An 11,958-nucleotide genomic window follows, 5' to 3' on the forward strand; every position below is an offset into this window, starting at 1 on the left:
GTGATAATAAAAAGCCCCGGCCTTCACCGGGGCAACACCACTGACACATGGGTGCAAAGACGTATTTAAACTTTATGTGCGTAATCGTTCAGCGCGAGGCGGATGGTAATGGCAGCGACAAGCCCACCCAGACAAATTCCCCAGATTGTTTTCACTACAGCGGCTGTACTGAACGCGAGGGCTTCGATATTTACAGCAAAAGTGAGCAACGCAAAAAAGCTTAATGACAGGGCCGCACCAAATACAGCAAACACCAGTGCGCGAAGCACCGGATGGGACGGAAGCCAGGATGTGTGACCGGATTCTCCGTTGATGTGCAACTGGCCGTTGCGGATACGCTTGCGGGTAAGAAACGAGGGAAAGAAAGCGCCCATAAAGCCGATTGCCAGCCCCTGAGGAATGCTGTCAATAAACAGACCGCTGTCGCCCTGCATAGGCACCACGTCCAGCCCGCCAAAGATCAGGAAAACAAAAAACAAACTGAATAAGCCGTTGATGACCGCTCCTACCACGGTTTCAACGCTTTTGTAGCGGTTCAGGGTCATATCACTCATTTTGTTATTATCCTTTTCAAGTTTTTAACAAAATGTAACTTACGTAATTTCTTCAATACGAACAAATTATTTATTTGATGCCATGTATTGATAAAAACTATAGATAAAAAATCCCGAACCGTTCGCCCTGCTTACGGGTTGTGTCAGGTTTAACCATTAACTCAAACTATACAACCGCCAAAAATGATTATTATTCCTGACGGTTAATTCACGTTATTTTTACAGTTAAGAAATTAATTTTTGACATCAGGACGTACCATGATCAACCGCAGACAATTCCTTGCTATGGCCTCTGCCACTATGAGCGCACCGCTTTTTGCCAAAGCCGCCTCTTCATCTTTACCGGCTGGCGGTCAGTTTCCCGACAATTTTCTATGGGGTGCAGCCAGTGCGGGCCATCAGGTTGAAGGTAATAACGTTAATTCAGATATCTGGTTACTGGAGAACGTAAAACCCACGCTTTTTAAGGAGCAGTCCGGTGATGCCTGTAACAGTTTTGAGTTGTGGGAAACCGATCTGGATTTGTGCAGCAATCTGGGATTCAGTGCTTACCGCTTTTCCATTGAATGGGCACGCATCGAGCCTGAACCGGGCCTGTTCAGCCAGGCAATGATTGACCATTACAAACGCATTATCGACGGCTGCCACAAGCGTAACATGGTACCTCTGGTGAGCTTTAATCACTTTGCCAGCCCGGTATGGTTTGCTGCCCGTGGCGGCTGGACCAACCCGGAAGCGCCAGCCCTGTTCGCCAACTATTGCAGTAAAGTTGCCCTACAGCTGGCTGATGGTATTGGTTACGCGGTTACCTTCAACGAACCTAACTTGCTTCGCTTGCTAAAAGTGCTCGGCGTACCGCCGTTTGTATGGGACATGCAGGAGAAAATGCTGGCAGCCGCAGGTCGAGCCACGCAGTCTGAGCACTTTACCGGCCTAAATGCCGCGCGCATGCAGGATTTAGATGTAATGAATCCCATTCTGATAGAAGGCCACAAAGCGGCCCGTCAGGCCATTAAAGCCGAGCGCAGTAATCTTGATGTCGGCTTTACCCTGGCAATGCTGGATGATCAGGAAGCCGGCCCGGGTTCTGTTCGTAATGAAATGCGTCAGTACAACTACGGTGACTGGCTGAAGGTAGCAGAAACCGATTTTATTGGCGTACAAAACTACGAAAAAGTCGTGTGGGATAAGAATGGTCATGTTCCCACGCCAGAAGATGCAGAGAGAAATCATTCAGGTAGCTGGATAGAGGCTTCCTCACTGGCAAACTGCGTAACCTACACCTACGCAGAAACCGGCAAGCCAATTCTTGTGACAGAGCACGGTATTGGTACCGAAGACGACAGCCAACGTGAGCGCTTCATCAAAAACTCGCTGACGCATTTACAGAGTGTAATTGATAAAGGCGTGCCGGTGAAAGGTTATATTCACTGGACGCTGCTGGACAACTTCGAATGGATATCAGGCTATGAGCCAAAGTTTGGTTTACACACCGTAGACAGACAAACCTTTGAGCGGAAGCCCAAGCCAAGCGCGCTGGCTTATTCGAAAATTCTCAAACAAAACCGTGTGTAATTCACCATGGTAACCTTGTGCGCCTCGCCAGGCGCCTGTTCGCAAATCTCAATTATTATGCTGGAAAAAGCGCAGGTAAATTATGCCCTGCGCGCCGTACACCTTGCTAAGGGCGAACACAAAACCACGGAATATTTGTTTGTAAATCCCAAAGGGAAAGTGCCAGCTCTGCTGACAGATACAGGCGTGATTACAGAAACCCCGGCGATTTTGCTGTTTCTGCACGGGCAGTTTCAACACGCAGGAATATTGTCTTCCCAGATAAGTACCGTTGAAGCGGTAAGCGACCTGAGCTGGTTTGCCAGTACCATTCACCCGCTTATTACACGGTATTGTAAGCCCGAGCTATTGGGTGTGAGTCATGATATTGCTGCAGTGAAAGCCAATGCTGAGAAGCAACTGCTGGCCGCCTACCGAAGCATTGAGGAACGCCTTTCTACCCAACCATTCTGGTATGGCAACAGCTGGGATGCCCTGGATATTTACCTGTTCTGGACGGTAAACCGACTCAAACGCGCCGGATTTTCATTCGCCTACGCCGATACGGTAATACAACATTATCAACGCTTGCTCTCTGACCCCGTGATTAAACGGGCGCTGAATAAAGAACGGGCGTTGTGAGCCGTTTTAAAAGCACGACATAAAAAAAAGCAGCCAATCTGCTAATGCTGAAAGGCTGCTTTTTTTGGTTTTGCGAACCGGCGCAGTGCTCATATTGAGCGCATGCGGTTAAATCACTTTCGAAACAAACACCGCAATTTCGTCTCGCAAACGGGTATCAGACGTTCCTAAATGCCCAGCTACTGAGTAGTGATTATGGCCAGACAGCACCATACTTTGATCGAGTTGCTGATTGGCTTCCAGGCGGAACTGTAACAAGCCCAGATACTCCTGTTGGAATCGGGGCGGATCGAACTCTGTGCACACCACCATCAAAGGTATCGGTGAAGCGGTTAAAGCCGGTAACGGCATGCGCTCTGAATACAATGCAGATTCGCCGTAATATTGGGTATCCCGTTCGTCCAGGGGCGTGGCACCGTAGAGGCCCGACAGTAACACCGCGCCGCGTACATCCGTCTTATCTGCATGAAGTTGTAAATAGGTGGCAACGTGGCAGGCGCCTGCAGACGTACCGCATAATACGATTTTGTCTGCATCGCCTCCGTGTGCAGCAACATTGATTTTCAGCCATTGCACCACCAGCCCAAGATCTTCACCGCCGGTTGGCCATACGAATTCCGGAGCCAAGCGGTAGTTTATTACTACGCCCAGCCAACCCTGTTCTGCCGCCATGCGGCCTACGCAGGCGTTATACCAGCGTTCGTCGTCGCCTTTGTCACCTTTCAGAAAGCCGCCACCATGCACGAAAACAAATACCGGTTTTCGGGTGGCAGCGTCGGGCTCGCCCCCGTAAATATCCAGCACTTGCCTTTCGTGCTCGCCGTAGGGTACATCGGTGGCCGTAGCGGGCTGGCGCTGCACCAGTGCGCGCTGCTCTTTATCGAAAGCCTGTTGCATGCCCTGCATCATAGCGGGGCCAAGCTCCCGCCCAAGGGCTGCAATTTGTTGTCGCACAACCGGGTCCTGCATGGTGAGCTCCTGTTCTGATTATTCTGCAGAAATGGTATTTACCAGTGTGCCCATAGGGCCGATTTCTACCGTTACCGTGTCGCCAGGTTTCATCCACAGAGGTGGGTTACGTTTTGCGCCAACGCCGCCCGGCGTACCACTGGCAATCACGTCACCTGATTTCAGCGGAGTGAAGCTGGAAATATACGCAATCACCGTGGCGATAGGGAAAATCATGTCACCAATAGGTTGTTGTTGCACGATATTATCGTTCAGGCGAGTCGTTACGTTCACTTCTGAAAGATCACCTGCCTCGTCCGGCGTTACCATGTAAGGGCCGAACGGGCCGGTGGTTGGGAAGTTTTTACCCGGCGTAAACTGACGGCTGTGCCACTGCCAGTCGCGTACTGACGCATCGTTGAAGCAGGCATAACCGGCTACGTGCGACATGGCATCATCTTCTGAGATGTAACGTCCGCCTTTACCAATAATCACCGCCAGTTCGCCTTCGAAGTCGAGCTGGGTAGACACTTTCGGCATCACGATCGGTTGTTCATGGGCAGACAGAGAATCGGCAAAACGCACGAAAATAGAAGGGTGATCGGTAGCCGCACGCCCGGTTTCCTGACGATGGCTTTCGTAATTGTGACCCACACAGAATACTTTGCCCGGATTAGGGATCACCGGGGCTAATGTAACATCACTCAAAGCCAGCGTTGCATCGCTTTCCAGCGATGCCAGTGTGCCGTCGTTGATAGCTGTTTTTAAATCGGCAGCGGTAGCCGTTAAGTCGGTAATGGTTTCGCCATTCAGTCGACCGAAACCCGCTTTGCCATCGGCAGTCGTAAAGCTTACGTATTTCATAATATGTTCTTCCTAAAAACGATTAATTCAGCGGCTCGGGTTGCCAGGTGCGATGAAAACGGAAAGTTTCTTCAGCCACTTTCAGGCCAGCAAAATCTTTGTCTGACATGCCCCATTGGTCGATGCGGTTTTCTGGCCAGGTCCAGTCTTCCGGTGCGCCCACTTTGTAGTCTTCTGGCACTTTCTCTACTGCCGTTGAAAACTCCACAACCGCACCAAATGGCGCAATGTAATAAGCAAACACGTTATCGCCGGGGCCGTGTCGGCCAGGTCCCCAGGCGGGCGTACGCTCGTGATCGCGCAGACGGCCAACACCACGCATAACGGCATCGGTATCTTTCATTTCAAAGGCAATGTGGTTCAGTGAACTGAAGCCGGCACGGGCAAACGCCGTGCTGTGATGGGAATCGTTACAACGCACGAAAACCATGCCTTTGGTGCGATCGGATACACGGAAATTCAGCACTTCTTCCACAATATCGGCGGTACGCTCAGCGTCGGTGGCATTGAACACAACGTGGGTGAGTTTTACCGGCAAGTCATCATCGTCGATGGTTTGCGCTTCTTCGGTGTTAACCAGAAAACGCAGCAACTCGCCTTCTGGCAGTTCAACAACAATGCCTTCCCCGCCACCCAGATCCGTGCAGACTTCAGGCCGACAAGGGAAGCCGGACTGAGTCACACGGTCTTTTAGGGCAGAAAGCTCGTCGTTATCACAAACAAAGGTGACGCTGCGCACGTATTTGCTGTCGCCTTCTTCCAGTGCGACAAGGTACGGGAATGCGCCAGAACCACGAATGTAATGGGTGTTGTTTTGTACCGCTGCCAGGTTGGTTTTCCACACGTTCACCAGAAAATCTGCGGCGTCGGCGGCATCGGGCAGCACCATTTCGATACTACGTAATTTCATTTACAGGTTCTCCAACTGCGCGGCAACGGCATCGATACCCGCCTGCGCACATAATTCATCGTTATCACCGGTGTCGCCACTGATGCCGATAGCACCGAGAATGTTACCGTTGGCGTCTTTGATCAGGTTTCCACCCGGCGACAGCGCCAGCTCAATACCGTTGATAGCCGTTACGCTGGCGAAAAATACCGGGTTGTTCTTTGCTTTCTCAGCAATGTCACGGGTATTAAAACCCATGCCCAGCGCCCCTTTGGCTTTCGCCATGGCAATGTCGAAACGGTACAAGCTTGCCTTGTCTTCTCGCTTGAATGCCACCGGATGCGCGCCGGCGTCCAGCACCACCACTGCCAAAGGCTTAATGTTGTTTTCGGCTGCGTAAAGTCGCGTACCGTCGATAATTTTTTCAGCTAATGCGAGTGTTAGTGTCATGCTATTTGTTCCTGTTGTAGCGGCTTACTCGTGGCGTCGCCTAACTGGGCTTTCAACTGTTCGAGCAATGGCGCTACCTGGTTGTTTGCCGTGCCATAGACATAGAAATCCGGGCGCAGCAGTACCGCGTCTACACCCGCTTCTTCGATCCACGCATTCAGCTGTGGGTCTTGCCAGGCAGCAATATTGGTTACTTCAATATTCAGCGTCGGCAGAATGCTGGCGATATGTTGTGTTGCTTCCGCAGCCAGCGATGCGCTGGTAACTAACAAGCGCCAGTCGCCCGTTGCCAGTTCGTCTAGCAGTTGGGCTTTGCCATTTACGGAAATGCGAGGCTGAATGAAACGACGCCCTGCTTCAGCCGTGTTGCTAGCAACAATGCCAGCCGTTACCGGTGGAATAAGGTGTGCCGCGGTGGCAGGCAATTCGCCTTTGCGGACTTTTTCACGAATTTCTTCATCACGGGCAGCCGCTTTTTCCTGGTCAAGCATGCAGATATAACGCCCTGCGCCTACCGCTGCAGATATGACGGCCCGCACATGGGGATCTCGCTCCGGCTGGTAAGTGTCCAGCAAGGATTCATTCGCTTTGCCATTGGCAACCAGGTCGAGTTTCCACGCCAGGTTTGCCACATCGCGGAAGCCATGACACATACCCTGACCAAAGAACGGCGGTGTTTGGTGCGCGGCATCACCGGCAAGAAACACATTGCCCACTTTCCACTGTTCGGCTAGTAAGCCGTGGAAGCGATAGGTTGCTGCACGCACGATGTTATGCGGCACACCATCGAGATAGGGCGCGAGCAACGCTGCCACGTTCTCCGGCTTCATCATTTCCTGATCGTCTTCGCCCGGCAGTAGCATCAGTTCCCAGCGGCGGTGATTACCTCTACCCGGTACCACAGTGGCGGGACGTTTCGGATCGCACATCATCACCGATAATTGCTGGATGTCGGCATCCGTTGGTAAGCCGGTGAGCGCCGGAAAACGGATTGCACCGTCAACTTCGGCATCAACCACCAGCCAGGGCTCTTCAAACTGAAGATCATCGAGCTTCACGTCCAGTGACTTTCTGATCACGCTACGAGCACCGTCACAGGCTATTACCCAGCGGGCACGCACGGTGTCAGTCTCGCCGTTACATAACGTGGTAATGTCCACCGCGTTGTTTTGCTGGGTGAGTGCCGTGCACTGTGTACCAAGCCTGACAGAAACATTATCGAAACGGGTAAGCGCATCGCGAAGATGCTCTTCCAGCTCAGGCTGATAAAAAAAGTAATCGTTAGACCAGCCGTAAGGACGCGGTTTACCCACCGTGCCCATGTAGCGAATAACGCCGTGGTCGGCACCAATGTGCAGGTGACCATCGGTGTCGCGCATGTCTTTTAAAATGGTGTCGTGCAGACCGATAGACTGAAACAAACGCACCATTTCGTGATCGAGGTGAACGGCGCGGGGAAGCGGATACGGGTTGGCTTCTTTCTCTAAAACCACCACGCTTAAGCCCCGTTTTCCCAGTAAATTGGCCGCAAGCGCCCCTACCGGCCCGCAGCCAATAATTGCAATATCAAACATCTTGGGTATTCCTTCTGGCGGGCTAGCTCATGCTTAAAGGCGCTTTATAGAGGCGTCCTTCCTGCATAATCATGGTGATATTCTGCTTATTCTGAATAATGGAAACATTCTGTGTGGGGTCGCCGTCTATCAACAACAGATCGGCCAAATAGCCCTCTTTCACCAAACCAAGCTCTTCACCCATCCCCATCAGTTGACCACCAAGTTGAGTGGCAGCATGCAGGGTTTCAGCAGGGGTGTAGCCAAAGTGCTCAACCCACAGTTCTAAATCGCGGGCGTTGCGTCCGTTAGGGTTGAACGGGAAGCCGTAGTCACCGCCGGGGAGAATGCGTACGCCTTTCTCTTTGAGCTTAGGTACCAATGCTTTTAGTCGTGACATCACAATGGCCGCATCTTCTTTCATATGGGTCATATCCATATGCGGAGGCGGATTTGCATCCAGTGTGGCCTGAATAATGCCGATTGTTGGTGCCACGAACATTTCGTCCTTCTTAGCCACCAGCATTTCGATGGCTTCCTCGTCGGCGTAGGTACAGTGATAAAGAATACGGAAGCCGGCTTTAATGCCGAATTTAACGGCATCGCAGGCGTGGGCATGGCCGGTAAGCCACACATCACTTTCGCGAGCTTGCTCGCCTGCCGCCAACAATTCTTCTTCGGTATACAGTAGCTCCAGCGATGCACCAGGCTTCAGCGCACTTTCGCCCGAAATCAAAAATTTAATCGCTTTGGCACCAATATCGGCGCACTCTTTTACAAACTCTTTCACACCTTCCGGGCCGCGTGCGTGCAGCTCAACGTGACCGGGATCGAGCTCCGAATCGTTAGGCGGCTCACGTTCAACAGAAGAAGGAATAAGGCGAGGGCCTGGCATGCCGCCATCTTTAAGATGCGCATTCAGCGAGATTTCCAGCGTTTTACTCAACGCGCCAGCTGAATAGGCACTGGTGAAACCGTGGTCGAGCAGAATACGAGCATTGCGAGCAGCGGTTAATGCCAACTCTTCAGGTGGCAGCGACATGCCCGGAACGAATTTTTCTACCGACGTTGGCCAGGTAAGATGCGCGTGGGCTTCAACCATCCCCGGCATCAGCGTTTTTCCATCGGCATTAATAACCCGATCACCCGGTTGGGCTTCAATAGGTTGCTCGCTGATGAGAACAATATGTTTATCTTCAACAGCGACTGAACCGGACTTTAAGGCACTACCGGTTCCGTCGAAAATATTGGCATTGTTAATAATTGTACGCATAAGCGCCACCTGTTGTTCTTGGTTTTAGCTTATGTTGGCATCATCCTATATTTGTTCAAATATTTATTTTTTTGTTAAATATAGGTAAAAACTATACATCGAGACATTGCACCGTGTGGTCGATGAACGCCTGCGCGATTGCCGGCAATTTACGTTCGGCTAGCCAGAGCAGACCCACCTTGCGTTTAAAGTTAATTCCATCAATCTCGATGGCGCGCAAACTGCCATTTTCCAGTTCTGATTTCACCACTTCCCGAGGCAAGATTGTGATGTAATCTGACGCGCGCACAATGTACTTTGTGCTCAATAATGAATCAGAAGAGATCACGTTGTTGGGAATGGCAGCGTCGCTACTGATAAAAAGTGCATCGATTTGACGACGAAACCCTCCCACTTTATCGGGCAGTACCCAACGGGCGCTGGCCAGCTGCCGCAAATTTAGCTTTTCAGGTAAGTGATAGTTAGCTTCGCCCACCACAATAGAGAACGGGTCGCTGAACACCGGTAACTCGCAGAAACTGTCGGAAGAGCTTGTCATGCCTGAGGTGAGAATAGCCAGGTCGAGCTCATAATTTTTCAGCATTTGATGGGCTTTTGCATCATGGCATTCGGTTATCCGCAGATTAAAGCGAGGATATTCTTTGCTGAAACTGCTAATCACCTTGCCCATCACCGATGCCAGCGCACCCGGCGTTCCACCGATATTCAGCGGCCCGCCTACGTCATCTTCCAGCAGCTTAATTTCTTCCTGAGCAGAGAGCAGCAAACTGTCGACAGCCTGCGCTTTAATCTTCAATGCTTCGCCGGCAGGCGTGAGTTGAATACCTTGGCGGTTTCGTTCAAACAGTTTGGTTGCCAGCACCCGTTCAAGCTGATTAATCGCCACGGAAACCGATGGCTGAGAAAGGTGTTCTGCTCTGGCAGCACCACTGATGGTTCCCTCGCGACAAACCGCGAGAAATAAACGAAGCGTTCGGGGATCGATGCGCATTTATCACTCCTACCATTAACTCTGCTTATGCTTCTTTAAAAGATGCACAAATATTTGAATGGCCGAAGTGTTAAATAATTATTAAAAAAATACAACCTCAACCTCAGTTGCACTGCGTATAAGTTACGTAAAGACGGCCTTGCACCGTAAGGCTCACTCGCAAAGCGAATGGTGTATACTGAATTACCTGAATAATGCTGTGAATTACCCGGCGTTCCTACTCGCATGCAATAAGGAAGATGTGTTGCCAGTACCTCTTGTTCAAGCGCTGAAAGGTTATAGCCGTTCCCATTTCGTGAGTGATTTGGTGGCCGGCTGCGTGACCGCATTCATTGCCGTACCGCAAACCATGGCCTACGCGCAACTTGCCGGACTGCCCGCCGAATATGGCCTTTACAGCTCGCTATTACCACTGATTTGCTATGCGCTGTTCGGTAGCAGCCGAACGTTAGTGGTTGGCCCCGCTGCGTTAATTAGCCTGATGATTGCTTCCGCCATTGGTCAGATTGCGCCTGCTTCGCCAGAAGCCTACATGCAAATTTCCGTGAACCTGGCCATGCTCGTTGGGCTTATTCTGATGGCCATGAGCGCCCTGCGATTGGGGAGTTTTGCCAAGCTGATCAGTAGCCCGGTGATCACCGGTTTTACCAGTGCGTCGGCGTTAATCATTGCTGCCAGCCAACTTAACTTGGTACTCGGTATTGAAGATGAAAAAGGCGCAACGTTTATCGATACCATTTCCCGAATGCCCGCTTCTCTGACATCTTCGAACCTTTCTGTTGTGTTGTTAAGCGCGATGGCGTTTGTCATATTGTGGGCTGGGAAATCGCTGTTACCGGTACTCGCCAATAAGCTTAACCTGCCCGATACAGCCGCGATTGCACTGAATAAATCTGGACCGATTTTCGCCGTGATTGCCGGTACTCTGGTGGTTGCGTTGTGGTCACTCAATACCACGCAACAGGTTGCCGTGCTCGGTGCCATTCCAGACAGCCTGCCGTCACTGAGCTGGGCGCTAATTGAGTTTAGCCTGTGGCGAGAGCTCGCACTGCCGGCATTTTCCATTGCTTTAATTTGCTTTCTCACCAGTATTTCCACCGGCTCTACCCTGGCCAGTAAAGATCATGAACGGGTAAATGCAAATCAGGAGCTACTGGCCCTAGGCGTAACGAACCTGAGCTCTGCACTTACCGGCAGTTTTGCCTTGGCCGGTAGCGTGAGTCGATCCATGGTGAACTACTCCGCCGGTGCCGCCACGCAAATTGCCAATGTGGTTTCAGCCTTTGTAGTGCTAATTACCATTTTGTTTCTTACGCCGTGGTTCTACTACCTTCCCCAAGCGGTGCTTGGCGCTATTGTGATCATGTCGGTACTGCCAATGATAGCGCTGAATAATCTGCGTCAGCGCTGGCAGTTTAATAAAGCAGATGCCATCAGTTTGCTGGTCACCTTTTTCGCCACCTTGTTGCTAGGTGTAGAGCTCGGTATCTGGGCTGGTATCGCCTGTTCCATCATTCTGCTGTTACAACGGGCCAGTCAGCCACATATTGCCGAGGTAGGCAGGGCCAAAAACGGGTATTTTAGAAACATTAACCGACTAGACGTAGAAACCCTGCCAAACACCATTTTTCTGCGCATTGATGAGAGCCTGTACTTTGCCAACGTACAATACGTAGAGAGTGCGATAATGAAACGCTGCGCGAAAAGCGACAAGCTTGAGCACCTGGTACTGATTTTCAGTTCGGTTAGCTTTGTGGATGAAAGTGCACTGGAAAGCCTGGAGCGGCTGTTGATTAACCTGAAAAACGCCGGCATTACCCTGCACCTATCCGATGTGAAGGGCATGGTTCAAGACAGATTGAAGTTCACGGATATAGAAGAAAAGCTTAAGCCCGGACAAATGTTCTATACTGCAGATGAGGCCATGACAGTGCTTAGATCCGGTAAATCCACGTTTATTCAGGAGGGAGCATGCTAAGGATTTTAATCGCAGTATTCTGGCTCATCAGCTTTATAGCCATTTTTGCTACGCCCTTTCCGGGCTATTTTGCCGTAATCACAGCGATGATAACGGTGGCAGTGTTCTTCTTCCCCATCAGCTACGGTAGTCGAGAGGAAGTGCAATTATCTTCTCAGACTCCGCTGAAAATGATTGCTTCACCGATACCGTATTTGTTTTTAGCGGCTTTAGGTGTTGGCGTGTTCTTTGTTTGGTTCAGATAGCAGCTACGCCTCCAATC

General features: G+C 51.0%; 12 protein-coding genes. 4 read left to right on the forward strand and 8 right to left on the reverse strand.

Translation table 11 applies throughout. The features are described 5' to 3' along the window. Window positions 1–65: 65 nt before the first annotated feature. Window positions 66–554, reverse strand: a complete 489-nt coding sequence (locus BFC18_RS13390) for a hypothetical protein (RefSeq protein WP_070126046.1) — start codon at window positions 552–554, stop codon at window positions 66–68. 258 nt (window positions 555–812) lie between these two features. Here BFC18_RS13390 and BFC18_RS13395 point away from each other — a divergent pair, with 258 nt between their 5' ends. Continuing rightward, the gene (locus BFC18_RS13395) at window positions 813–2,129 is read left to right on the forward strand and encodes a glycoside hydrolase family 1 protein (protein ID WP_070126047.1); all 1,317 of its coding nucleotides are present in this window, start codon (window positions 813–815) and stop codon (window positions 2,127–2,129) included. A 6-nt stretch (window positions 2,130–2,135) separates the two neighbouring features. Beyond that, on the forward strand, window positions 2,136–2,750 hold the full coding sequence (locus BFC18_RS13400; RefSeq protein WP_083273080.1) for a glutathione S-transferase family protein: 615 nt from the start codon (window positions 2,136–2,138) through the stop codon (window positions 2,748–2,750). Between the two features lie 108 nt (window positions 2,751–2,858). On the opposite strand, the gene BFC18_RS13405 is transcribed toward BFC18_RS13400, so the two are convergent. From BFC18_RS13405 to BFC18_RS13435, 7 genes are all read right to left on the reverse strand, one after another. Next, window positions 2,859–3,719, reverse strand: coding sequence for an alpha/beta hydrolase (locus BFC18_RS13405; RefSeq protein ID WP_070126049.1), 861 nt, complete (start codon window positions 3,717–3,719; stop codon window positions 2,859–2,861). Window positions 3,720–3,737: 18 nt separating this feature from the next. Beyond that, complete coding sequence (locus BFC18_RS13410; RefSeq protein ID WP_070126050.1) at window positions 3,738–4,562, reverse strand: fumarylacetoacetate hydrolase family protein; 825 nt, start codon at window positions 4,560–4,562, stop codon at window positions 3,738–3,740. A 22-nt stretch (window positions 4,563–4,584) separates the two neighbouring features. Further along, window positions 4,585–5,472, reverse strand: coding sequence for a VOC family protein (locus tag BFC18_RS13415; RefSeq protein ID WP_070126051.1), 888 nt, complete (start codon window positions 5,470–5,472; stop codon window positions 4,585–4,587). Next, entirely contained in the window at window positions 5,473–5,901 is a 429-nt protein-coding gene (locus BFC18_RS13420) for a GlcG/HbpS family heme-binding protein (protein ID WP_070126052.1), read from the reverse strand. Continuing rightward, window positions 5,898–7,475, reverse strand: a complete 1,578-nt coding sequence (mhpA, locus tag BFC18_RS13425; protein WP_070126053.1) for a bifunctional 3-(3-hydroxy-phenyl)propionate/3-hydroxycinnamic acid hydroxylase MhpA — start codon at window positions 7,473–7,475, stop codon at window positions 5,898–5,900. The genes BFC18_RS13420 and mhpA overlap by 4 nt, the downstream gene beginning before the upstream one ends. 22 nt (window positions 7,476–7,497) lie before the next feature. Then, entirely contained in the window at window positions 7,498–8,727 is a 1,230-nt protein-coding gene (locus tag BFC18_RS13430; protein ID WP_070126054.1) for an amidohydrolase family protein, read from the reverse strand. A gap of 91 nt (window positions 8,728–8,818) precedes the next feature. After that, window positions 8,819–9,718: a LysR family transcriptional regulator gene (locus BFC18_RS13435; RefSeq protein WP_070126055.1), complete on the reverse strand. Its 900-nt coding sequence runs from the start codon at window positions 9,716–9,718 to the stop codon at window positions 8,819–8,821. Window positions 9,719–9,962: 244 nt separating this feature from the next. Here BFC18_RS13435 and BFC18_RS13440 point away from each other — a divergent pair, with 244 nt between their 5' ends. Both BFC18_RS13440 and BFC18_RS13445 read left to right on the forward strand, forming a co-directional pair. Beyond that, on the forward strand, window positions 9,963–11,696 hold the full coding sequence (locus BFC18_RS13440; RefSeq protein WP_211481030.1) for a SulP family inorganic anion transporter: 1,734 nt from the start codon (window positions 9,963–9,965) through the stop codon (window positions 11,694–11,696). Further along, window positions 11,690–11,941 (forward strand): hypothetical protein, encoded by a 252-nt coding sequence (locus BFC18_RS13445; protein ID WP_070126057.1) that lies wholly within the window; start codon window positions 11,690–11,692, stop codon window positions 11,939–11,941. Before BFC18_RS13440 ends, BFC18_RS13445 begins: the two co-directional genes overlap by 7 nt. Window positions 11,942–11,958: the final 17 nt, after the last annotated feature.

Source organism: Alteromonas confluentis (genome assembly GCF_001757105.1).
Lineage (GTDB): Bacteria > Pseudomonadota > Gammaproteobacteria > Enterobacterales > Alteromonadaceae > Alteromonas > Alteromonas confluentis.

What these genes read in the sequence shown, in the direction of transcription:
- BFC18_RS13390 (WP_070126046.1), bottom strand. Translation starts at nt 554, where the DNA reads ATGAGTGATATGACCCTGAACCGCTACAAAAGCGTTGAAACCGTGGTA.
- BFC18_RS13395 (WP_070126047.1), top strand. Translation starts at nt 813, where the DNA reads ATGATCAACCGCAGACAATTCCTTGCTATGGCCTCTGCCACTATGAGC.
- BFC18_RS13400 (WP_083273080.1), top strand. Translation starts at nt 2,136, where the DNA reads ATGGTAACCTTGTGCGCCTCGCCAGGCGCCTGTTCGCAAATCTCAATT.
- BFC18_RS13405 (WP_070126049.1), bottom strand. Translation starts at nt 3,719, where the DNA reads ATGCAGGACCCGGTTGTGCGACAACAAATTGCAGCCCTTGGGCGGGAG.
- BFC18_RS13410 (WP_070126050.1), bottom strand. Translation starts at nt 4,562, where the DNA reads ATGAAATACGTAAGCTTTACGACTGCCGATGGCAAAGCGGGTTTCGGT.
- BFC18_RS13415 (WP_070126051.1), bottom strand. Translation starts at nt 5,472, where the DNA reads ATGAAATTACGTAGTATCGAAATGGTGCTGCCCGATGCCGCCGACGCC.
- BFC18_RS13420 (WP_070126052.1), bottom strand. Translation starts at nt 5,901, where the DNA reads ATGACACTAACACTCGCATTAGCTGAAAAAATTATCGACGGTACGCGA.
- mhpA (WP_070126053.1), bottom strand. Translation starts at nt 7,475, where the DNA reads ATGTTTGATATTGCAATTATTGGCTGCGGGCCGGTAGGGGCGCTTGCG.
- BFC18_RS13430 (WP_070126054.1), bottom strand. Translation starts at nt 8,727, where the DNA reads ATGCGTACAATTATTAACAATGCCAATATTTTCGACGGAACCGGTAGT.
- BFC18_RS13435 (WP_070126055.1), bottom strand. Translation starts at nt 9,718, where the DNA reads ATGCGCATCGATCCCCGAACGCTTCGTTTATTTCTCGCGGTTTGTCGC.
- BFC18_RS13445 (WP_070126057.1), top strand. Translation starts at nt 11,690, where the DNA reads ATGCTAAGGATTTTAATCGCAGTATTCTGGCTCATCAGCTTTATAGCC.